This window comes from Sphingomonas sp. LY54, assembly GCF_035594035.1.
In the GTDB taxonomy this organism is placed as follows: domain Bacteria; phylum Pseudomonadota; class Alphaproteobacteria; order Sphingomonadales; family Sphingomonadaceae; genus Allosphingosinicella.
Map to the genome: position 1 here is coordinate 2,680,361 of NZ_CP141588.1, position 20,459 is coordinate 2,700,819.

Genomic DNA, 20,459 nt, shown 5'->3' on the forward strand with positions numbered 1-20,459 from the left:
ATGCCGCCGCCCGCAACCCGCAAGCTCGTCACCGCACTCGATATCGGCTCGTCGAAAGTCTCGGCGCTGATCGCCGAGCCGACCGACGACGGCGAACTCAAGATACTGGGCACCGGCCAGCGCGAGAGCCGCGGGGTCAAGCGCGGCTTCATCGCCGACATGGAGCGGACCGAAGCGGCGATCCGCGAGGCGGTCGAGCAGGCCGAGCGCATCGCCGGCACCAATATCGACGACGTGTTCGTCGGCTTCTCGGCGGGCGGGCTGGTCAGCACCGTCGCCAGCGTGGAAGTCGAGATCGGCGGCCGCCGCGTCGAGCAGGCCGACATCCACAATCTCCTCTCCGCCGGCCGCAACTCGATCGACCCGGAAGGCCGCATGCTGCTGCACGCGCTGCCGGCCATGTACACGGTCGACGGGCTGCAGGGCGTCAAGAAGCCGCTCGGTCTCCACGCCGACAAGCTCGCGGTCGACATCCACGTCATCGCCGGCGAGCCCTCGCCGGTCCGCAATCTCGACCTGTGCGTCCGCTCGGCGCATCTCGGGGTCGAGGCGATCGTCGCCTCGCCCGTCGCTGCGGGCAAGGCCTGCCTCAGCGAGGAGGAACGGGAACTGGGCGTGGCTTTGGTCGAGATGGGCGCGGGCGTCACCAACGTCTCGGTTTTCGCCGGCGGCATGCTGGTCGGGCTGAAGGCGCTCGGCATCGGCGGCATCGACATCACCGACGACATCGCCTCGGCCTTCGGCACGCGCCGCGTCGAGGCCGAGCGGCTGAAATGCTTCTACGGATCGGCGACGACCAGCCCGCGCGACAATCACGACATGATCGACATCGCGCCGCTCGCCGGGTCCGAGGAAGGGACCGAGGCGACCCGCATTACCCGCGCCCAATTGATCGCGGTCATCCGTCAGCGGCTGGAGCAGTTGATGGACGAGATTGCGGCCGCGCTGAAGGAGCTCGGCTTCTCCGGGCCGTTCGGCCGCCAGGTCGTCCTCACCGGCGGAGGATCGGAGCTGAAGGGCATGGCCGATTACGCGCAGGGCGTGCTCGGCCGCGCGGTCCGCATCGGCCGTCCGAAGATGCCCGGCCTGCCCGAAGCGCACAGCGGACCCGCCTTCACCACCCTCGCGGGTTTGGCACAGTTCGCCGCTTCAAAGGAACTGGACCTGCGCCAGATCGCTGGAACCGAAACGACCGTCCGGAAATCGGACGGCGGGAACCTTGTTCAGCGCCTGATCTCGGTCTTTCGGAGCAATTATTAGGGTTAATTTTCCAACATGTTAACTTTTCGCTTCCGTCCGCGAATCGGGTCGTGCAAAAGAATCTTCAAGGGCGCGTTGTCGCGTAATGTTTCGAGCAGGGGAGAAGGCCAGTGAGCATCGATTTCATCCGACCTGAGGTGGACGAACTGCGGCCTCGGATCAGCGTCATCGGCGTCGGCGGAGCGGGCGGCAACGCCATCGCCAACATGATCAACAGCGACGTCCAGGGCGTCGACTTCATCGTCGCCAACACCGACGCGCAGGCATTGAACGCCTCCCAGGCGGATCAGCGCATCCAGCTCGGCCTCAAGATTACGCAGGGTCTCGGCGCGGGTTCGCGGCCGGAGATCGGCAAGGCCGCCGCCGAAGAGACGATCATGGAGATCGAGAAGGCGCTCGAAGGCGCGCATATGTGCTTCATCGCCGCCGGCATGGGCGGCGGCACCGGCACCGGCGCCGCCCCGGTCATCGCCAAGGCGGCGCGCGACCGCGGCATCCTGACCGTAGGCGTCGTTACCAAGCCGTTCGCGTTCGAGGGCAACCGTCGCGGCCGCTCGGCCGATGCCGGCATCGCCGAGCTGCAGCAGCACGTCGACACGCTGATCGTCATCCCGAACCAAAACCTGTTCCGCATCGCCAATCCGAACACGACCTTCAAGGAAGCGTTCCAGATGGCCGACGAGGTGCTGCAGCAGGGTGTGCGGGGCATCACCGACCTGATGGTCATGCCGGGCCTCATCAACCTCGACTTCGCCGACGTCCGCTCGGTGATGGGCGAGATGGGCAAGGCGATGATGGGCACCGGCGAGGCTTCCGGCGACAATCGCGCCATCGAAGCGGCCGAACAGGCGATCGCCAACCCGCTGCTCGACGGCGTGAGCATGCAGGGCGCCAAGGGCGTGATCATCTCGATCACCGGCGGCGAGGACATGCGCCTGATGGAGGTCGACGAGGCCGCCAACCACATCCGCGAGTTGGTCGATCCCGACGCCAACATCATCTGGGGCTCGGCGTTCAACAACGACCTCGAGGGCAAGATCCGCGTCTCTGTCGTCGCCACCGGCATCGATGCCGACGCGCAGGCGCAGCAGCCGGCGGCTCCGGCCAAAGTTTTCGCTTTCCCGACCGGATCGCGCACCGGCGACGCCCGCCCGGCCCCGCAGCCGGTGCCCGAGCCCGAGATCGTTTCGGAAATGGACGCCGAGCCGGCGCTCGAAACCCCGACCGAACTCAGCCTGGAAACGCCTGCGCCGGCCGATGAGCTGTCGCTCGACGCCCCAGCCGCCGAGACCGAGGAAGAGGAATTGCTGCTCGGCAGCGGCGACATGCTCGCCGACGAAGAGCCGGCCGAGACCGCCGAAGAGCCGCGTCCGGGCACCCGCTCGTGGCTCGCCGCCCAGGAGAGCGCGCCGGCCCCGGCCGCGCGTTCGGGCGGCACTCTGTTCGAGCGCATGTCGAACATCGCCCGCGGCGCCGCCAAGGCGCAGGTCGAGGAAGAAGCGGCCCCGGTGGCGCGCGGCAACCGCGATCCGCTCGACATCCCGCGCTTCCTCAATCGGCAGAACAACCAATAGGGTTGGTTCCCTCAGGGTGCCCCCGGTTCATCGCCGCGGGGCACCCATTGGGCGCAGAATCAGCGCCTTAGACATTGCCGATACAGGTTCGGGGGGGCTTATCGGCCGCATGATGGCTTTCAGGAAGTACAGGTTTGGACTGGCGCTCACGCTGAGCGCGGGGGTCCTGCCGCTGGCCGGCGCAGCCGATGCGCAGCAGGTCGAGTTCAAATACGGCATGCAGCCGCGCGAAGATGCCGGCGCTGCGCTCAACCGCCATTTGAAGACGCTCTCCGATGCGCCGCGCAGCCTGACCGCGCTAAAGGGCGCCGGCGAAGCCGCGCTCGAGCTCGGCGATCCCCAGGCGGCGCTGACCTTCTTCGCGCGGGCCGAGGAAGTCGCCCCCCGCGACGCCCAGGTGAAGGCCGGCCTGGGCTCCTGCTTCGTGCGCATGGAGCAGGGCGCGGCCGCCCTCAAATATTTTGGCGAGGCGGTGAGCCTCGGCGGGCGCGAGACCGGCTTCCTCGCCGATCGCGCTCTGGCCTATGATCTGGTCGGCGATCCGGTCCGCGCCCAGACCGACTATGTCGCGGCGCTGCGCCACCAGGAGGATGCCGAGGTGCGGCGCAATTATGCGCTTTCGCAGGCGATCGCCGGCAATCGCGAGCCGGCGCTGCAGGCGATCGACGCCCAGCTGCGCCGTCAGGACCGTGCCGCCTGGCGCACGCGCGCCTTCATCCTGGCCCTGACCGGCGACACCGCCGGCGCGACCGAGGCGACCCGCGCGGTGATGCCCGCCCAGGCCGCGGCCCTGGCGCCCTTTTTCGCACGTCTCCCGGCGCTGACCCCGGCCCAGCGGGCGATGGCCGTGCATTTCGGCCGCTTCCCGGGCGATGTCGCGGTTGCCGCCCACGCCGACAATTCGGCGCCGACCCAATATGCCCGGACCGAGACCAGCGCCGGCCGGCCCGACGCCGCACAGGCAGCGCTCGGCCAGCGCAATCCGCCCGCCGCTCCGCCCTCGACGGCACCGCGCCGGCGTCCGGGAACCGGCGAGGCGCCGCCGAAGCAGGCGCCCAAGCAGACCAGCGCGCGCATGGCCAGGCTCGCCCCCGCCCGCCAGCAGCAGGCGGCCGCCAAGCCACCCGTAGAGACCGCCGCAGCCGTCCCGGCGCCCGCCAAGGCCGCGTCCGATCCGGCTCCGGTTCGGGTTACCCGGTCGGAGGCGGCCCAGACCGCGCCCGCCAAGGCAGCGCCTGATCCGGCTCCGATGCAGGTCACCCGGTCCGAGCCCGTGCAGACGGCGCCCGCCCAGACCGCGGCGCCTCAGCCGCGGCCGGGCTTTGCCGATCTCGCCACGCTCATCCAGTCGCTCCCCGAGACGCCGTCGCCGCAGATCCAGGCCAAGGCCGCCCCGGCGCAGCCTCCACAGGCCCAGCCCGCACAAGCCCAGCCCGCACAGGTCCAGCCCCAGCCTGCAGCACCAGCGCCGGTGAAGGTGGCCCGCGCCGAGCCACTGCCGTTCGGCCCGCCGACGGCGGGAACGCCGCCGACCATGGAGGATCTCAAGGAAGATTCGACGATCGCGCCCGCGGTCGAGCTGGCCCAGGCCGCGCCGGCCAAGGCTGCGCCGCCTAAGGCCCCTCCGGCCAAGGAGGCGAAGGCCACCGAGACCAAGGCCCCGGAGTCCAAGGCCCCCGAGGCCAAGGCGAAGGAGACCAAGGCGGTCGCCGCCAAGAAGAAGCCCGAGCCCGTCGCGCCCAAAGAGCCGAGCCGAGTCTGGGTGCAGGTTGCCGGCGGCGCCAACAAGGCGGCTTTGCCCAAGGAGTTCGACCGCCTGAAGGACAAGGCGCCCAAGCTGCTTTCCGGCAAAACGGCATGGACGGCCCCGCTGCGCGCGACTAACCGCCTTCTCGTCGGACCGTTCAAGACCGAGAAGGAAGCGCAGTCATTCGTGAACGAGCTCACCAAGTCGGGCCTGACGGGCTTCGCCTGGACCAGCCCGGAGGGGCAGGCGGTCGTGAAGCTCGCCTCGCGCTGAAGCCCTACGCGTCCGATCCGGCGCGCTCGCGCGGCCGGCTCCACGGCGGGGGAGGGGGCGAGGTTCGCGGCCCCCGCGACGCTTTCCAGCGCGACCGCGACCGGATCATCCACTCGATCCCGTTCCGCCGGCTGCGGCAGAAGACGCAGGTGTTCATCGCGCCCGACGGCGACCATTTCCGCGTCCGCCTGACCCACAGCCTCGAAGTAGCCCAGATCGGCCGGACGATGGCGCGGGCGCTCGGCCTCAACGAGGATCTGACCGAGGCTTTGTGCCTCGCCCACGATATCGGCCACCCGCCGTTCGGCCATGCCGGCGAGGATGCGCTCCAGGAGGCGATGGCGGACGCCGGCGGGTTCGATCACAATGCCCATACTCTGCGCCTGCTGACGCGGCTGGAGACGCCTTATCCCCACCATGACGGGTTGAACCTCAGCTGGGAGACGCTGGAAGGCCTCGCCAAGCATAATGGCCCCGTTGCGCGATCGCCCTGGGCGCTCGCCGAAGCGGATTCCGAATTTCCGCTGGACCTGTCGACCTGGCCGAGTCTCGAGGCGCAGGTCGCCGCGATCGCCGACGACATCGCCTACGACAATCACGATATCGACGACGGCCTGCGCGCCGGCCTCATCACGCTCGAGGATCTGCTCGATGTGCCGTGTGTCCGCCGGAACTGGGCGGCCGTCGAGGCCCGCTTCACCGGCATGGAGCGGAGCCGGCTGCTGCCGGAAATGGTGCGCGACCAGATCGGGGCGATGGTCAACGACGTGATCGGCGAGACGGAGCGCCGCATCGCGGCGTCGGGCATCGCGAGCGCCGACGATGCTCGCGGGTACGGTCGGGCGTTGGTCGGCTTCTCGGATGCGGGGGCGGGCGAGGAACGTCAGCTTAAGACATTCCTCTACGCCCGCATCTACCGCTCGCCGCGCGTGGATGCCGTGGCGCGCGAGGCGCAGAGGGTGCTGGCGCGGCTGTTCGCGGCCTATCGCGACGATCCCGGTCTGCTGCCCCCCGAATGGCGGGTCGAGGGCGACGAAGCGGCCGTGCTGCGCCGGATCGGCGACTTCATTGCCGGAATGACCGACCGTTATGCGATCGCGCGCCACCAAGAGCTGGTCGGGCCGGTCGAGCTGCCCGAGGGCTTCTGACGATGCGCATCGCGCTGATCGGCGCCACCGGGCTGGTCGGTTCGGCGCTTCTCGATCAGCTGCTCGCCACGGGGGATGTCGAGGTTCATTCCATCTCGCGTCGGCCCAGCGGCCGAGCCCACCGACGCCTGCAGGAGCACGTGGCGCTGCCGGAGCGATGGCCGGAGATTGCGGGCGGGATCGGCGCGAACGCCGCTGTCTCGACGCTCGGGACTACGATGCGCGCGGCCGGCTCGCAGGCCGCGTTCCGCGCGGTCGATCTGGAGATGGTCGTGGCGTTCGCCGCTGCCGCTCGCGCGGCCGGTGTGGGTCGCATGGTCGCCGTCTCATCGGTCGGCGCCGATGCGGGTTCGCGCAATTTCTACCTGCGCACCAAAGGCGAGATGGAGCAGTCCCTCGAAGCCCTGGACTTCGCCCGGCTCGACATTCTCCAGCCCGGACTGCTGCGCGGCGAAAGGGCAGCCGAGCCCCGGCCTGCCGAGCGCCTCGGCACCTTGCTCAGCCCGCTGACCAATCTCCTCCTGCGCGGACGGCTCGACCGTTTCGCCGCGATCGACGCGAATATCGTGGCAGCAGCCGCCGCCTCGGCGCTACAACAAGGGCCGCCCGGCCTCTACACGCACGACAATCGCGCGATCCGGCATCTGGCCGGGCGATAGGCGCCGCTTCAAATCGCCGCGCGCATCGTCTAAGGCCCCGCCTTTCCAGCTTACGGATGTGACCATTGACCCTTTACGCACGCTTCGCCGCGCATATCGACGCCATCCTCGACCAGCTCGAAGCGGAAGGGCAACTGCCCGCCGGTCTTTCGCGCAAGGCGGTGGCGGTGGAGCCGCCGCGCGACGCCGCGCATGGCGATCTCGCGACCAATGCGGCGATGGTCCTGGCCAAGCCGGCCGGCAGCAATCCGCGCGCGGTCGCCGGCCTGATCGCGCCTAAGCTCGAACTGCTGGACGAGGTCGCAGGCGTCGAAGTCGCCGGCCCCGGCTTCATCAACATCCGGTTGAAAGGCGACGTCTGGCGGGAAGAGCTCGGCACCATCCTGTCCGACGGTGCGCAATATGGCGCCTCCACGATGGGCCGGGACCAGCGCGTCAATGTCGAATATGTCTCGGCCAACCCGACCGGTCCGATGCACATGGGCCATTGCCGCGGCGCGGTCGTCGGCGATGCGCTCGCCAGCTTGCTCGAATATGCCGGTTACAAGGTCACCCGCGAATATTATGTCAACGATGCCGGCGGCCAGGTCGACGTGCTCGCTCGCTCGGCGCACCTCCGCTACCGCGAGGCGCTGGGCGAGGATATCGGGGACATCCCGGAAGGCCTCTATCCGGGCGACTATCTGAAGCCGGTCGGCGCCAAGCTCGCGGCCGAGCATGGCGACCGCTTCGTCGGCAAGCCCGAGGGCGAATGGCTGGTGCTGTTCCGCAAGGAAGCCGTCGCGGCGATGCTGGTGATGATCAAGGACGATCTCGCCCTGCTCGGCATCCACCACGACCTGTTCTCGTCCGAGGCCGAGCTTCAGGCGGAAGGCAAGCCTGCCGCTGCCGAGGCATGGCTGCGCGAGCGCGGCTTCGTCTATGACGGCGTGCTCGAGGCGCCCAAGGGCGAGACGCCCGACGATTGGGAGCCGGTCGAGCTCCCCCTGTTCCGCGCCACCCAGTTCGGCGACGACCAGGACCGAGCGATCAGGAAGTCGGACGGCAGCTGGACCTATTTCGGGGCCGACCTCGCTTACCATTTCCAGAAGGCGCAGAATGCCGACCAGTTGATCGACATCTGGGGCGCGGATCATGCCGGCACGGTCAAGCGGATCAAGGCCGCGGTCGCGGCGCTGACCGAAGGCAAGACGCCGTTCGACGTGAAGCTGGTGCAGATGGTGCGGCTGCTGCGCGGCGGCGAGCCGGTCAAGATGTCGAAGCGCGCGGGCAATTTCGTGACGCTCGCCGACGTCGTCAACGAGGTCGGCAAGGACGTGGTGCGGTTCACGATGCTGACCCGCAAGGCCGACGCGCAGATGGACTTCGACTTCGCCAAGGTGGTCGAGGCCTCGCGCGACAACCCGGTATTCTACGTCCAATATGCCCATGCTCGCATCTCGTCGCTCCATCGCCGCGCCAAGGAAGAAGGCGTCGATATCTCGGCGCCAGCCGATCTTTCGCTGCTCGACGAGGATGAGCTGAGCCTGATCAAGCTTGCCGCCCAGCTCCCCCGCATCGTCGAGAGCGCGGCCTCGGCGCACGACCCGCACCGCATCGCTTTTTATCTCAATGACCTGGCTGCCGCGTTCCACGCCCAGTGGAACAAAGGTAACGACGATCCCGCCAGGCGTTTCCTCGTGGCACAGAATCCCGATCTGACACGGGCCCGGCTGGAATTGGCGTCGGCAATCGGGCAAGTTGTTCGCAACGGCCTGGCCATCATGGGAGTGGCCGCTGCCGAGGAGATGCAGTGATGACCGACATTCGCTCCGATGAAACGACGCCGCTGGACGACGGCGATCGTCTGCCCTGGCTCGAGGCCGTTGAGGAAGACGAGAAGGCCGAGGGTCCCTCCGCCGCCAAGCTGATCGCCTTTGTCGTCATCGGCCTGGCCGCGATCGGCCTGATCGTGGGCGGCCTGTTCTGGATGAGCAACCGCTCGGCGCCGGGCCCCGAAGGGGAGGCCGAACTGATCGCGGCGCCCGAGGGCGACTATAAGGTGAAGCCACAGGATCCGGGCGGCATGGAAGTCGAGGGCAAGGGCGATACCTCCTTCGCCGCGAGCGTGGGCGGCGAGCCGTCGGGCGCGATCGACGTGAACGCCGTGCCCGAAGCCCCGGTCCAGAAGGCAGCGCCGGCGCCGGCTCCGAAGGCAGCGGCTCCGGCCCCTGCGCCTGCTCCGGTTCGCGCACCCGCTCCAGCGCCCGCACCGGCCCCGGCCCCGGCGGCATCGGCCGGCGGCGCGACCATTCAGCTCGGCGCCTTTTCGAGCCAGAGCGGCGCGAACAATGCCTGGAAGGCGCTGTCCGGCCGCTTCAAATATCTTGCGCCGCTCACTTACTCGGTTACGCCCGTCGAGCGCGGCGGCCGGACGCTCTACCGCCTGCGGGCGAGCGGCCCCAATGCCGTGAACCTCTGCGGACGTCTTCGCGTTGCCGGCGAGACCTGCGAGCGCGTGAACTGAGTACGGCCCGGCGCGCACCGCCGCGCCGGGTCTTATGGAGAGAAGATGCAGTCCGCTATCTATGGTTTTTCGGGCCCGCGCCTGACGGCGGATGAGCGGGATTTCTTTCGCGACGCCAATCCCGCCGGCTACATCCTGTTTCGGCGCAACGTCGAGGATCGCGAACAACTGCGGGCGCTGACCGACGAACTGCGGGCCCTCCACGGCCGCGACGACGTGCCAGTCCTAATCGACCAGGAGGGCGGCCGCGTCGCGCGGATGCAGCCCCCGGTTTGGCCCGCGTTCCCGCCGGGCGGGCGCTTCGCCGACCTCTACCGGGTCGCTCCGGCGAGCGCGATCGAGGCGATGCAGGCCAATGCGCAGGCGCTGGCCGTCATGCTGCGCGAGGTCGGGATCAACGTCGATTGCCTGCCCCTGCTCGACGTGCGCCAGCCCGGCGCCCACGACATCATCGGCGACCGCGCCCTGGGCTCGGAGCCGATGCAGGTGGCAGCACTCGGCCGCGCGACGATCGAGGGGCTGCGCGCCGGCGGCGTGGTCGGCGTCGTCAAGCATATGCCCGGCCACGGCCGCTCGATGAGCGACAGCCATGTCGAGCTTCCCGTCGTCAACGCGTCGGCCGAGGAATTGGAGAGCGACATCGAGCCGTTCCGCACGCTGGCGAACGCGCCGATGGGAATGACCGCGCACGTCGTCTACACCGCGTGGGACGCGGAACGCCCGGGCAGCCTGTCGCCGGTGGTGATCGGCGAGATCATCCGCGGCCGCATCGGCTTCGACGGTCTCCTGATGTCCGACGATCTCGGCATGCATGCGCTGAGCGGCGGATTCGACACGCGCGCCCGCGGCGTCCTCGCGGCGGGCTGCGATCTCGCCCTCCATTGCTCTGGCGTCATGGACGAGATGGTGGCGGTTGCCGAGGGCGTCGGCGCCATGCCGGAAATTGCGCGGCAGCGGCTCGCCCGGGCGATGACAACGATCGCCGACGCCGCCGATGCCGCCCCCTTTGAGGAACTCGCGGCCAAGCGCGATTCGCTGCTCGCTTACGCCTGAGGCGGAAGTTATCGCGCCGAGCCTACAGTTCAGGAGTGTGTGTTGAACATTGCCGACCGTTATGCCGCCGTGAAGACGGCCATGTCCGACATTACGGGCGCGCAGGAAGACCTGCTCCACGTCCATTTCGGCCTCTTGATCTTCGTCGTCGCCGCCGTGGCGCTCGGCAAGCGGCTGCATTCGCCGCTGCCGGTGCTGGTCGTCTGGGTCTTCGCGGTGACGAACGAGATCGTCGACCGATTCGCCGCTGGCTGGGTGCTCGAAGGCTCGACCCTCGACATCCTCAACACGGTGATCTGGCCGACCGTGATCTATTTCGTCGCGCGCTACCGCAGCGCCCGCGCTGCCGCCCAGCCCGGGGCCGCAGTCGCCGCCGAATAGGCTCGTGGCGGCCCGCAGGCGCCCGCTCATCTCCGGTTAACGGGGGATCGGCATAAGTCGCCGCCGTCCCTTGAAGGGGCCTGTATGCGTCAGGAGCGCGGCATCTCGGTCCTTCTGGTTCGGGTTGCCGCGCTCCGCTCGTACCCTGGCGCCGCCCGGCCCCGACCCGGTTGCGTAACGAGCCTTCGAAACCTACGTCCCGCTCTCATCCGATGACGAGGGACTCATGGCCGACCTTTCCCAATTCCCGATCACGCGCCGCTGGCCGGCGCAGCATCCCGACCGGATCCAGCTTTATTCGCTGCCGACTCCCAACGGCGTGAAAGTCTCGATCGCGCTCGAGGAGATGGAGTTGCCCTACGAGCCCCACATGATCGACATCGGCGCGAACGAGACCTGGACCGACGAATATCTCTCGCTCAATCCGAACGGCAAGATCCCCTCGATCATCGATCCTAACGGTCCGGGCGGGAAGCCGTTCGGCCTGTTCGAATCCGGCGCGATCCTGCTCTATCTCGCCGAGAAGAGCGGCCGCTTCCTCGCCGCCGATCCGGCGCTGCGCTACGAGACGATACAGTGGGTCTTCTTCCAGATGGCGGCGATCGGCCCGATGTTTGGGCAGGTCGGCTATTTCCACAAGTTCGCGGGCCGCGAGCTGGAGGACAAGCGCCCGCTGGAGCGCTACGTCGCGGAATCGAAACGCCTGCTCGGCGTCCTCGAGACTAGGCTCGAGGGCGGCACCTGGCTGATGGGCGAGGAATACAGCATCGCCGACATCGCGACATTGGGCTGGGTGCGCAACCTCAACGGCTTCTACGAAGCGGGCGAGCTGGTCGAGTTCGACCGGCTGAAGAACGTCCCGGCGTGGCTCGAACGCGGCCTCGCGCGGCCGGCGGTGCAGCGCGGCCTGGAGATACCGGCCAGGCCGCAGGGGTGAAGCCGGCGCTGCGTCTGCCTTTGCGGGTAGCGGCCTGCTATGCAGGCGGGATCGCGGCGGCAGTGTTGCTGACGGCGCCGCTGCGGACGGCCGACCCGCTCGCGCCACGCCTGCTTTTCACCAGCCTGCTGCTCGGCCTGCCGCTGCTGCTGGCCGCGGTCGCGGGCGCCATTGTCTGGCGGCGCAGCGTGACGGCTTATCCCGCGCGCTGGGCGGTGCTGGCGCTGTGCGCAGCGACCGTGATCGTGGCGCTGGCTTTCGTCCTGCTCGGGCACCGCGCCGACGGCATCGCGCGCTTTGCCGCTTTGTGGTCGGGGCTGTGCGCCGCCTGCGCTTCATTGCTCTTCGTGGCGTGGAGCCGCTTCAGCCCAATCGAGTGAGGATCAGGCCGAGAGCGCGCACACCACCGACGACTTGGTCACGACCTCGACGATCTCGGGATCGTCGAGCTGGCGCACGCGGCTGATGAACCGGCCGGCGGTGAGCTTGCCCTTCTCGTCCTTGAGGCTGTCGGCAAGGTCGGAGATTTTCTGCAGCTGGAGCAGGCTGAGCCTGTCGACCCACCTTTCGGCCATGCACTCGGCCATCTGCCGCGACAGGCCCGCTTCGGCGAGGCGCGAGGCGACCCGGCCCTCGAACGGCTGGGCGCAGGCGGCGAGCGCGGCGAGCGGAAGAAGCAGGGTGGCGGTGCGCATATGGGGATCCTTGGTCAGGACCCGGCGCTAGCCCGGAACGCCGCGCTTTCCAACCCGCCTGGCAATTGGGGCTTGGATCGAAGTGCGCGTCGTGCTGTTGAGGCGGGAAGAGGGAGAGCGGAACTGTGAGAATGAGATGTTTGCGTATCCTGTCGCTGGCCGGCCTGGTCGCCGTTGCCGGCTGCGTGCCCCGGGCCGAGCCGCCGCCACCGCCCCAGCCCCAGCCGCGCCCGGCCCAGCCGGTGGCGCCGCCGCCGGCCGCGGTGGACTGGAGCCTGCTGCCGCTGACGCCCGGCGGCTGGGTCTACAGCAATCAGGGCGCGAACTCGCAGGCGCTGTTCGGCCCCGCCAACAGCGAAGCGCATTTCGCGGTCCGCTGCGATCGCGCCAGCCGTCAGGTCGTCCTGTCCCGCGCGGGCGAGGGCAATGCCCTGACGATCCGGACGTCGTTCGGCGCGCGCGCATTCCCCGCTGTCGCCCAGCGCGCGCCGCTGCCCACGGTTGCGGCAAGCCTTCCCGCGGACGATCGATTCCTCGATTCGATGGCGTTCAGCCGCGGCCGGTTCACGGTCGAAACGCCGGGCGCGCCGATGCTGGTGATTCCGGCCTGGCCCGAGCCGGCGCGAGTCATCGAGGACTGCCGCGGCTGAGCCAATAAAAAAGCCGGCGAAGGGGCCGGCGCGAAGCATGGAATCCTACTCTGAAATGAGTTGAGATCAAGACTTGATCGGAGATTCGTCCCGAATCATAGTCGTCCTGCCAACAACAGCGAAAGGAGGTGATCCGATGTCTCATGGTTCAGCAGAGGGGTCGGTCCAGTACGTTCGGGAGATGAAGGCTTGAGCCTTCTTTAGGTCTCCCGGGCTGGAAACTTCCGGCCGCTGACCATGTTCGGAGGGTCGTCGCGCTGCGGTGCGGCGGCCCTTCAACGCATTCAATCTTTGTCTTTTCGGAAATGTTGATCGTCATGGGCACCAGCAGCGGCCAGCCGCGTTTGACGACGATGCGAAGCCTTCTTCTCGCAGGCGTGATGGCTCTGGCCGGCTGTGGCGACCAGTCGCGACCGGTGGGCGAAGCGCGCGCGGCAGAGCCGCCGCCTGCCAAGCTGAAGGCCAGCGAGCCGCCGCTGAGCGAGGGGAAATGGCGCCGCCGCGAGATGGCGAGCGGCGATACCTTGCTGTTCGGGGTGGACCGCGACCGGCCCGTGGCCGCGATACGGTGCGACCAGCATGCCGAGAAACTGCTCATCGAACGCATGACCGAGGCGCCCGCCGCGGGCATCGAGACGATGAAGGTCACCGCCGACGGCCGCACGCGGCGCCTGCCGGTCGTATGGGACGGCGCGAGCCTCCCCATCGCCAGCGCCGCCGTCGACCTGGGCGACCGGCTGATCGACAGCCTCAACCGACCGAGCGGCCGTATCGAGATCCTGCTTGGGCGCGAGCCGCCGCTGGCGCTGCCGATGGACCGGCAGATCGGCGTGCTGATCGAGGAATGCCGCCGCGCCCCGATGAGCTGAGCCTAGTGCCGGCGGCCGGCCCTGCGGCGCATCATGAACTTCTCGTCGACCCGGACGAAACGGGTGGCGATCGTCACTTCGAGCAGGAACAGCAGCAGGCCGAAGGTCAGGCTGGCCATGGCCGCGATGAACAGCAAAGAGACTGGGATCGCGAAGTTGAGCACGACCAGATCGGCCACGAACAGGATCACCACGACCAGCGATATGAGCAGGGCCGACGTCGTGCACAGCCCGACCGACCAGTGGCAGAGCCCCATGCGGCGGTCGAGGATCACCAGTTCCTTGCGGGCGATTTCTTCGAGCTCGGGATCGGCGTCCTCCAGCAGGCGCGTTTCGAGCGTGCGCACCCGGTCCACCACGCGCGACAGCCGCGTCGCGACGACGTTGAGGATGCCGCCGAGGCCGGCGAGCAGGAAGACCGGAGCGATGGCCAGCTGGATGATATGGGCGATGCTGGATACGCTGGCTTCGGTCATGCCGACTGCTTGGCGCGATCGGCCGCGCCCCGTCAACCAGGGATCCAGGAACCCGGCCGTCCGCGCCGGGTTGGACCTGCATGACTGACAGCCGATCAAGCCTTGTAGCCGCGTTGCTGCTCCTTGCAGCCTGCGGGCCCGCCGCCAACGACACCAATGTATCCGGAGCAGTGCAGCCCCCCGAGCCGTCCGGCGCGCCTGCTCCGGCGGCCCCGGCCGAGCCGAAGGCGGGCTGGGAGGGCACCGGCGACGCGCAAGGCGCGAGCCTGCGCCTGGTCGGCGCCGACGGCCGGACGATGATGAGCGTTCGCTGCGAGAGCGACCCTGCGCGGCTAACCGTGTCCGTCCCGAGCTTCACGCCGATCGGAAGCGAGGATCGCTTCGCCTTCGGTGTCGGCGACGAGCCGGTGACGCTGGTTGCCGATCCGACCCGCCAGCAGGCGGGCGGGGTGACCGCCGAGGGGCAGGTTCCGGACGGCTTTGCCGATCTGCTGGCCCGTGCGCGGACGATGAGCGCGCTCTACGGCACGCAGCGCGTCGGCCCGGAACCGATACCGGCCGACCGCCTCGAGGCGTTCGCCCGGGGATGCGTCAAGCGCTGACGGAACGGCGGTCGCGACGGATCGTTTTCGCCTGATGACAAAGACCAAGATCCCGAAAGACCAAGGGCGCGCGCCCGGCCTCTACGACGAGCAACTCCAGCGGCAGCAGCAGGAGAAGTTGCTGGCTAAAAAGCCGCGGGTCGCGAGCGGGGCCAAGGCGGCCGCGCCATTCGTCCTCGCCCGCTAGCGGGTTCATTCGTCCATGCGGCAAGGCGCGCCCCGAAGGGCGCGCCCGCCAGGTTCAATATTCCGAACCGCTCGTTTCCATGCTGCGGTTGATCGCTTCCCATTTCTGGCGGCCCGAATGGACCGACTGATGATGGCTGCTGATCACGGCGCGCACTTCGGGCGACAGCTTGTCGTCGTTGAGCGCCGCGTGCCATTTTTCGTCGAGATAGGTTTCGCCGCGATCGACCTCGTCGAGCACCGACTTGTCGTCGCTGCCGGTGACGCGATCACGGAGCGTCAGGAACATGCGATGCGCGGCGGCGAGCACGCTGCCGTCGTCCTCGGGATCACCGCCGAGCCGGCGGACTTCCTGCTGGAGCGCGCGCACGACCTGCTCGCGTTCCTGGGCGCTGGCGCGGAATTCGGAAGCGAAGCGATGATCGGTGGCCTCATCGGCGGAACGGCGATAGCCATCGACGCTGTCGAGGGTGGTGGCGATCAGGCTGTTGAGCACGCTGATGTCGTGCCGGTTCTTGTCGGTATCGAGCATTGAAATCTCCTCCTGGCTGATGGCGGCCCAACGCATCGGAAGGACAAAGGGTGCAGCGGAACGGCACGGCGCGGCGGGGCGTTCTAGGCTTACGTTTCAATGCTTTGAGGAGGCTCGCAATGGCGGATCCGACCACAGGGGGTGAAGGCCCCGACGAGCGGGAGCGGGGCAAGCGCGCTTCGTTCGACCATGCAACGGGCGAGGTCCATGGCAGCGGCTCGGGCGCGGGTGGCAGCGGCAATCCGCGCGAGGATTATGACAGCGATCCGATGGCCGGCGCCGGCGCCATCCCCGTCGGCGGACCGGTCCCGGCCGACGAGGCGCGGCGGGGGCCGAAAGATCGGGACGGGGAGACCTACGGATGAACGCTCGCCGGTCCGGCCACCCATTGCCGGCGAGCGACGAAGCCCGCCGCGGCGAGATCCCGGAGGGTGCGGAACGCCAGAAAGGGCGGGGCGACGACGACGAAGCGGCCGTGACGCCTGGTTCGGAGGCGGCCAATCCGGACGGCTCGCCTTATCGCACCGACGACCTCGGCCGCTGACCGGCTTTAGCGCGCTCGCCGCAGCCTTCATTCTCCAGGGCCCGCCCCGCTCTCGGTCCGTCGAATTCGCGGGAACGGCCGCGACGACGGAGCCGTTTCAAGCTTCTCTCACCAAGGAGGATGTAAATGGCCATTCAAAGCGATAGCGACCGCGGTAAGGAAGACGAAGGTCTCAGCGGCAGCGAACTCCAGCAATCCCAGTCCGGCGGCGGCAGCGGCGAGTTCGGCGGCAACCGCGACCAGCAGCAGCGTGGCCAAAGCACCGGCGACGAGCAGATGGGCGGCGGTGCGACGGGCAGCGGTTCCGCGGGCAGCGACATGAACCAGAGCCGCGGCGAACGCTATGACGAGGAGCAGGGCGGCGGTCGCGACAGCGAAAGCGTCAGCAGTGAGGACGGCAACTGGGACCAGCAGCAGGGCAATATGGACCGCGAGGGCCCGATGGGCGGCCGCCAGTCCGAAGACAGCGAATGGGACCGGGAGCAGGGCAACATGGATCGCGACCGCCAGCAGGGTGGCGACCAGAGCGGCGCGGATCGCGAGCAGCAGCAGGGCGGCAGCGGCATGGATCGCCAGCAAGGCGGCGGCTCCGACCTCGAGCGCGACCAGCGTGCTCATCAGGATCGCGGCCAGAGCGAGATCGACCGCGACTGATCGCTGGATTGGCGGATGGCAGGAGGCCCGTCTCTCTCTCTCGAGGCGGGCCTTTCCGTATCGGCAAAAGGAACTGTTCGCCGGCGCGCACGTCTGTTACGCATAAGTTATGACGGCTGGAGATTGCGAATGGCAAAGAACAAGTCGAACGATGCGGGTGGAAAGAAGGACGCAGGTTCTGCGGCATCGGACAAATATGCGAAGGCGCTTCGGGACGCCGGCCAAAAGGCCGCCGAACTCGCCCAGAATCCGGTAGCGCGCAGCATGCTGGCGGCAGGTCTTGTCGCCGCTGCGGCAGCGCTGACCGCCAACCAGAAGGTGCGTTCCAACACGCGCAAGGCGATGCAGGACGCCGCCGACAATGCCGAGGCGGCTGCCGATACGGCCAGCAAGGTCGGCGCCGCGATCGTGACTGCGGCGACCGACGCGGTTCGCAAGATGATGGGCAGCGAGCGCCGCGATCCGGCCAGCACGCCCGGTCCCGATACACCGCTCCGTCGCAGCAGCGATGCGTCGGCGGCAAAGACGGCCAAGCCCAAAACCAAGCCTGCCGCTGCCAAGAGCCGCAGCACCAAGGCTGGGACCGCCAAGCCCGCCGCGAAGAAAGCGTCGGCTCCGCGTGCAAAGGCGGCTTCGACCGGTTCGACTGCGGCCGCGCCCAAGGCGAAGAGCGGGACCAAGGCCCGCAAGAGCCCGGCCAAGAAAGCTGGTGCGCCTGCCACGAGCTGAGACGGTCGGCTTTCTTACCGGCATGTAAGGCCATAAAAAACGGGGCGCCCAATGGGCGCCCCGTTCTCATTTACGGCTGATTGCTCAGCTTAGCGGCAGCGACGGCTGCCGCTGTTGCGGTCGACCTCGCGGCCGATCAGCGCGCCTGCGGCGGCGCCGAGGATGGTACCGGTGGCGCGCTCGCCGCGGGTGTCGATCGCCCGGCCGGCGAGGGCGCCGGCTGCACCGCCGACGATCAGGCCGGTCGTGCCGTTCTTCTTCTTGCAATAGACGCGCCCGTCGCTGCCGCGCCAGGTCTTGCCCTTGTAATAGCCGTCGCGGGCCATCGCAGGCGTGGAGACCACCATTGTGGGCATCACGAGGGACGCAGCGGCGAGGGCGAGGGTGACTTTACGCATGACACAGTCCTTCAATCATTAACGCAGTGGAACAACGCCGCCATGATTGCAGGGGTTTCATTAACCTAAAACAACGAGCGCGCCCTTCCGCGACGAACGGCCGCCGAAGCAGGGCAAGGCCGTGCGACTGTGGTTTTCGGGCAACATGGTTAACGGCTCGGCGCCTAGTCGATGCGCATCGCCACTTCGGCCAGCGCCCCGGCCTCGAGCAGCAGGCTGTCGTCGACACTGCCGGTGGCGGTGCGCTCGCGGCCGACGATGACGAGGACGGGGACCGCCATCGGCGACACGCGTTCGAGCATGACGTGCAGCATCGTGTCGGCGGCGCGGTCGAGAAGGCGGGCGAGGCGGCCGACGTCGGTCATGCGCGTGCGGGCATCATCCCAGGCGGCTTTCAGCAGCAAATGGTCGGGCTCGTATCGGCGCAGCACGTCGTAGATGAGGTCGGTCGAAAAGGTGACCTGACGGCCGGACTTGCGCTTGCCGGGATGGTGGCGCTCGACGAGGCCGCCGATCACCGCCACCTCGCGGAAGGCGCGCTTCAACAGGCTCGATCCTTCGACCCATTCGACGAATTCCTGCTCGAGGATGTCGGCGGAGAAGAGCGCGGCCGGATCGGTGATCGGCTCGAGCCCGTAGCAGGCGAGGGCGTAATCGTTGGAGACGAAGCCGAGCGGCTTCAGCCCGGCCTTCTCCATGCGCTTGGTGATCAGCATGCCGAGCGACTGGTGCGCGTTCCAGCCCTCGAAGCTGTAGGCGACCATGTAATGCCGGCCTTCGTGCGGGAAGGTCTCAACCAGCAGTTCGTCCGGCGCGGGCAATGCGGAGCGATAAGCCTGGACCTGGAGCCAGTCGCGCACGTCGTCCGGGAAGCGCGGCCATTGCTCGCGGTCGTGGAGGAAGTGGCGGACGCGGTCGGCGAGGTTGGTGCTCATCGCCATGCGCGCGCCCATATAGGTCGGGATGCGGGCCGATTTGCTGCTCGCCTTCACCATCAGATCGGTGCCGTCGATCTTCTCGACCTCCAGCACCAGCCCGGCGAAATAGAAGGTGTCGCCGGGGCTGAGCGTCGCACCGAAGCCTTCCTCGACCGTGCCGAGCCGGCGGCCGTTGCGGAAGCGGACGTCGAGCAAGGGCGCGTCGACGATGATGCCGGCATTCATCCGGTGCTGCTGGATGAAGCGCGGGTGCGAGACGCGCCACGTGCCGTCCGGATCGCGCGTCAGTCGCTTGAACCGGTCATAGGCGCGCAGGCTGTAGCCGCCATTCTCGATGTAGGCGAGGACGCTGCGGAACAGCTCCTCGGTGAGGCCGGCATAAGGCGCGGCGGAGCGTATCTCGGCCAGCATCTCGTCCTCGTGGAACGGGGCGGCGCAGGCGGCGGCCATGACGTGCTGGGCCAGCACGTCGAGCGTGCCGGGGCGGAAGATCTCGGGGTCGAGCTCCCGGTTCTCGATCGCGTCCAGCGCCGCGCGCGCCTCGAGATATTCGAAGCGGTTGCCGGGGACGAGGATCGCCTCGCTCGGCTCGTCGAGCCGGTGGTTGGCGCGGCCGATGCGCTGCAGCAGGCGCGACGAGCCCTTGGGCGCGCCCATCTGGATGACGAGGTCGACATTGCCCCAGTCGACTCCGAGATCGAGGCTGGCGGTGCAGACCAGGCCGCGCAGGCGGCCCTCGGCCATCGCATTCTCGACCTTGCGTCGCGCCTCGAGCGAGAGCGAGCCGTGGTGGACGCCGATCGGCAGATGCTGGTCGTTCACCGTCCACAGATCCTGGAAGATGAGTTCGGCGAGGCTGCGCGTGTTGCAGAACACCAAAGTGGTCTTGTGCGCCTCGATCTCCTTCATCACCTGCTGCGCCGCCCAGCGGCCGCTATGGCCGGACCAGGGGATGCGCTCGTCCTCGGGCAGCAGGATGGCGATGTCGGCGTCGGCCCCGGGGTCGCCGACGACGAGATCGACTGTCTCGATATCGGCGTGCGGCGCGAGCCAGCCCTGATAGGCTTCGGGATCGGATACGGTGGCCGAGAGCGCGACGCGGCGCAGGGCAGGGGCCAGCGTCTGCAGCCGCGCCATGGCGAGGTTGAGCAGGTCGCCCCGCTTGCCGTTGGCGAAGGCGTGGACCTCGTCGACGACGATCGTCTTGAGGTTGGCGAACAGGAAGCGGCTGTCCTCGTGGCTCAGCAGCAGGCTCAGCGATTCCGGCGTCGTGAGCAGCATCTGCGGCGGCCGCACGCGCTGCCGCGCCTTGCGGTCGGCGGGCGTATCGCCGGTGCGGGTCTCGACGCGGATGTCGAGGCCCATCTCCTCGATCGGCGTCAACAGATTGCGCTGCACGTCCACCGCCAGCGCCTTGAGCGGCGAGACGTAGAGCGTGTGGAGTGTGTCGACCGGCGCCTCGACCAGATCGGCCAGCGAAGCGAGGAAGCCGGCCAAAGTCTTGCCGGCGCCGGTGGGCGCGACCAGCAAGGCGTTACGCCCGGCACGGGCGGCGACCAGCATCTCCATTTGGTGACGGCGCGGCGCCCACCCCTTGGCCGCGAACCATTGCGTGATGACGGGGGGAAGCGCGCCCGGCTCCGTCATC

At 68.5% G+C, this 20,459-nt stretch carries 24 protein-coding genes; 19 read left to right on the forward strand and 5 right to left on the reverse strand.

Going from position 1 to position 20,459, the window contains the following annotated elements; translation table 11 throughout:
* The 11 genes from ftsA (at position 1) to SH591_RS13320 (ending at position 11,918) form a co-directional block, all read left to right on the forward strand.
* A complete protein-coding gene (gene ftsA, locus SH591_RS13270; protein WP_324749530.1) occupies positions 1-1,260 on the forward strand; it encodes a cell division protein FtsA in 1,260 nt (419 codons plus the stop codon).
* A 110-nt stretch (positions 1,261-1,370) separates the two neighbouring features.
* The gene (gene ftsZ, locus SH591_RS13275) at positions 1,371-2,834 is read left to right on the forward strand and encodes a cell division protein FtsZ (RefSeq protein ID WP_324749531.1); all 1,464 of its coding nucleotides are present in this window, start codon (positions 1,371-1,373) and stop codon (positions 2,832-2,834) included.
* A gap of 109 nt (positions 2,835-2,943) precedes the next feature.
* The gene (locus SH591_RS13280; RefSeq protein ID WP_324749532.1) at positions 2,944-4,854 is read left to right on the forward strand and encodes an SPOR domain-containing protein; all 1,911 of its coding nucleotides are present in this window, start codon (positions 2,944-2,946) and stop codon (positions 4,852-4,854) included.
* Complete coding sequence (locus SH591_RS13285) at positions 4,851-6,002, forward strand: deoxyguanosinetriphosphate triphosphohydrolase (RefSeq protein ID WP_324751385.1); 1,152 nt, start codon at positions 4,851-4,853, stop codon at positions 6,000-6,002. Before SH591_RS13280 ends, SH591_RS13285 begins: the two co-directional genes overlap by 4 nt.
* A gap of 2 nt (positions 6,003-6,004) precedes the next feature.
* Entirely contained in the window at positions 6,005-6,661 is a 657-nt protein-coding gene (locus tag SH591_RS13290; RefSeq protein ID WP_324749533.1) for an NAD(P)H-binding protein, read from the forward strand.
* A 65-nt stretch (positions 6,662-6,726) separates the two neighbouring features.
* A complete protein-coding gene (gene argS, locus SH591_RS13295; protein ID WP_324749534.1) occupies positions 6,727-8,457 on the forward strand; it encodes an arginine--tRNA ligase in 1,731 nt (576 codons plus the stop codon).
* Positions 8,457-9,167: an SPOR domain-containing protein gene (locus SH591_RS13300; protein WP_322832738.1), complete on the forward strand. Its 711-nt coding sequence runs from the start codon at positions 8,457-8,459 to the stop codon at positions 9,165-9,167. Before argS ends, SH591_RS13300 begins: the two co-directional genes overlap by 1 nt.
* Positions 9,168-9,212: 45 nt before the next feature.
* Positions 9,213-10,220, forward strand: a complete 1,008-nt coding sequence (gene nagZ / locus SH591_RS13305) for a beta-N-acetylhexosaminidase (RefSeq protein WP_324749535.1) — start codon at positions 9,213-9,215, stop codon at positions 10,218-10,220.
* 42 nt (positions 10,221-10,262) lie between these two features.
* Positions 10,263-10,601: a hypothetical protein gene (locus SH591_RS13310; protein ID WP_324749536.1), complete on the forward strand. Its 339-nt coding sequence runs from the start codon at positions 10,263-10,265 to the stop codon at positions 10,599-10,601.
* 226 nt (positions 10,602-10,827) lie between these two features.
* Complete coding sequence (locus tag SH591_RS13315; protein ID WP_324749537.1) at positions 10,828-11,538, forward strand: glutathione S-transferase N-terminal domain-containing protein; 711 nt, start codon at positions 10,828-10,830, stop codon at positions 11,536-11,538.
* A gap of 62 nt (positions 11,539-11,600) precedes the next feature.
* Complete coding sequence (locus SH591_RS13320) at positions 11,601-11,918, forward strand: hypothetical protein (protein ID WP_324749538.1); 318 nt, start codon at positions 11,601-11,603, stop codon at positions 11,916-11,918.
* 3 nt (positions 11,919-11,921) lie between these two features.
* Here the strand turns inward: SH591_RS13320 and SH591_RS13325 are convergent, their stop codons facing one another.
* Entirely contained in the window at positions 11,922-12,233 is a 312-nt protein-coding gene (locus SH591_RS13325; protein ID WP_324749539.1) for a hypothetical protein, read from the reverse strand.
* A 131-nt stretch (positions 12,234-12,364) separates the two neighbouring features.
* Between SH591_RS13325 and SH591_RS13330 the strand changes: the two genes are divergently transcribed.
* A complete protein-coding gene (locus SH591_RS13330) occupies positions 12,365-12,883 on the forward strand; it encodes a hypothetical protein (protein ID WP_324749540.1) in 519 nt (172 codons plus the stop codon).
* Between the two features lie 305 nt (positions 12,884-13,188).
* A complete protein-coding gene (locus SH591_RS13335; RefSeq protein WP_324749541.1) occupies positions 13,189-13,752 on the forward strand; it encodes a hypothetical protein in 564 nt (187 codons plus the stop codon).
* Positions 13,753-13,754: 2 nt separating this feature from the next.
* Here the strand turns inward: SH591_RS13335 and SH591_RS13340 are convergent, their stop codons facing one another.
* Positions 13,755-14,228 (reverse strand): DUF2721 domain-containing protein, encoded by a 474-nt coding sequence (locus SH591_RS13340; RefSeq protein ID WP_322832746.1) that lies wholly within the window; start codon positions 14,226-14,228, stop codon positions 13,755-13,757.
* A gap of 170 nt (positions 14,229-14,398) precedes the next feature.
* On the opposite strand from SH591_RS13340, the gene SH591_RS13345 reads away from it, so the two are divergent.
* Positions 14,399-14,830, forward strand: coding sequence for a hypothetical protein (locus tag SH591_RS13345; protein ID WP_324749542.1), 432 nt, complete (start codon positions 14,399-14,401; stop codon positions 14,828-14,830).
* A 34-nt stretch (positions 14,831-14,864) separates the two neighbouring features.
* Complete coding sequence (locus SH591_RS13350; RefSeq protein ID WP_324749543.1) at positions 14,865-15,017, forward strand: hypothetical protein; 153 nt, start codon at positions 14,865-14,867, stop codon at positions 15,015-15,017.
* 54 nt (positions 15,018-15,071) lie between these two features.
* On the opposite strand, the gene SH591_RS13355 is transcribed toward SH591_RS13350, so the two are convergent.
* Positions 15,072-15,548 (reverse strand): ferritin-like domain-containing protein, encoded by a 477-nt coding sequence (locus tag SH591_RS13355; protein ID WP_324749544.1) that lies wholly within the window; start codon positions 15,546-15,548, stop codon positions 15,072-15,074.
* Between the two features lie 119 nt (positions 15,549-15,667).
* On the opposite strand from SH591_RS13355, the gene SH591_RS13360 reads away from it, so the two are divergent.
* From SH591_RS13360 to SH591_RS13375, 4 genes are all read left to right on the forward strand, one after another.
* Entirely contained in the window at positions 15,668-15,913 is a 246-nt protein-coding gene (locus tag SH591_RS13360; protein ID WP_324749545.1) for a hypothetical protein, read from the forward strand.
* Positions 15,910-16,092: a hypothetical protein gene (locus tag SH591_RS13365; protein WP_324749546.1), complete on the forward strand. Its 183-nt coding sequence runs from the start codon at positions 15,910-15,912 to the stop codon at positions 16,090-16,092. The genes SH591_RS13360 and SH591_RS13365 overlap by 4 nt, the downstream gene beginning before the upstream one ends.
* Positions 16,093-16,218: 126 nt before the next feature.
* Positions 16,219-16,746 (forward strand): hypothetical protein, encoded by a 528-nt coding sequence (locus SH591_RS13370; RefSeq protein WP_324749547.1) that lies wholly within the window; start codon positions 16,219-16,221, stop codon positions 16,744-16,746.
* Between the two features lie 129 nt (positions 16,747-16,875).
* Positions 16,876-17,475, forward strand: coding sequence for a hypothetical protein (locus tag SH591_RS13375; RefSeq protein ID WP_324749548.1), 600 nt, complete (start codon positions 16,876-16,878; stop codon positions 17,473-17,475).
* 89 nt (positions 17,476-17,564) lie between these two features.
* On the opposite strand, the gene SH591_RS13380 is transcribed toward SH591_RS13375, so the two are convergent.
* Positions 17,565-17,873, reverse strand: coding sequence for a glycine zipper 2TM domain-containing protein (locus tag SH591_RS13380; protein WP_322832754.1), 309 nt, complete (start codon positions 17,871-17,873; stop codon positions 17,565-17,567).
* Between the two features lie 164 nt (positions 17,874-18,037).
* Positions 18,038-20,458: a ligase-associated DNA damage response DEXH box helicase gene (locus SH591_RS13385; RefSeq protein WP_324751386.1), complete on the reverse strand. Its 2,421-nt coding sequence runs from the start codon at positions 20,456-20,458 to the stop codon at positions 18,038-18,040.
* Position 20,459 lies beyond the last annotated feature (1 nt).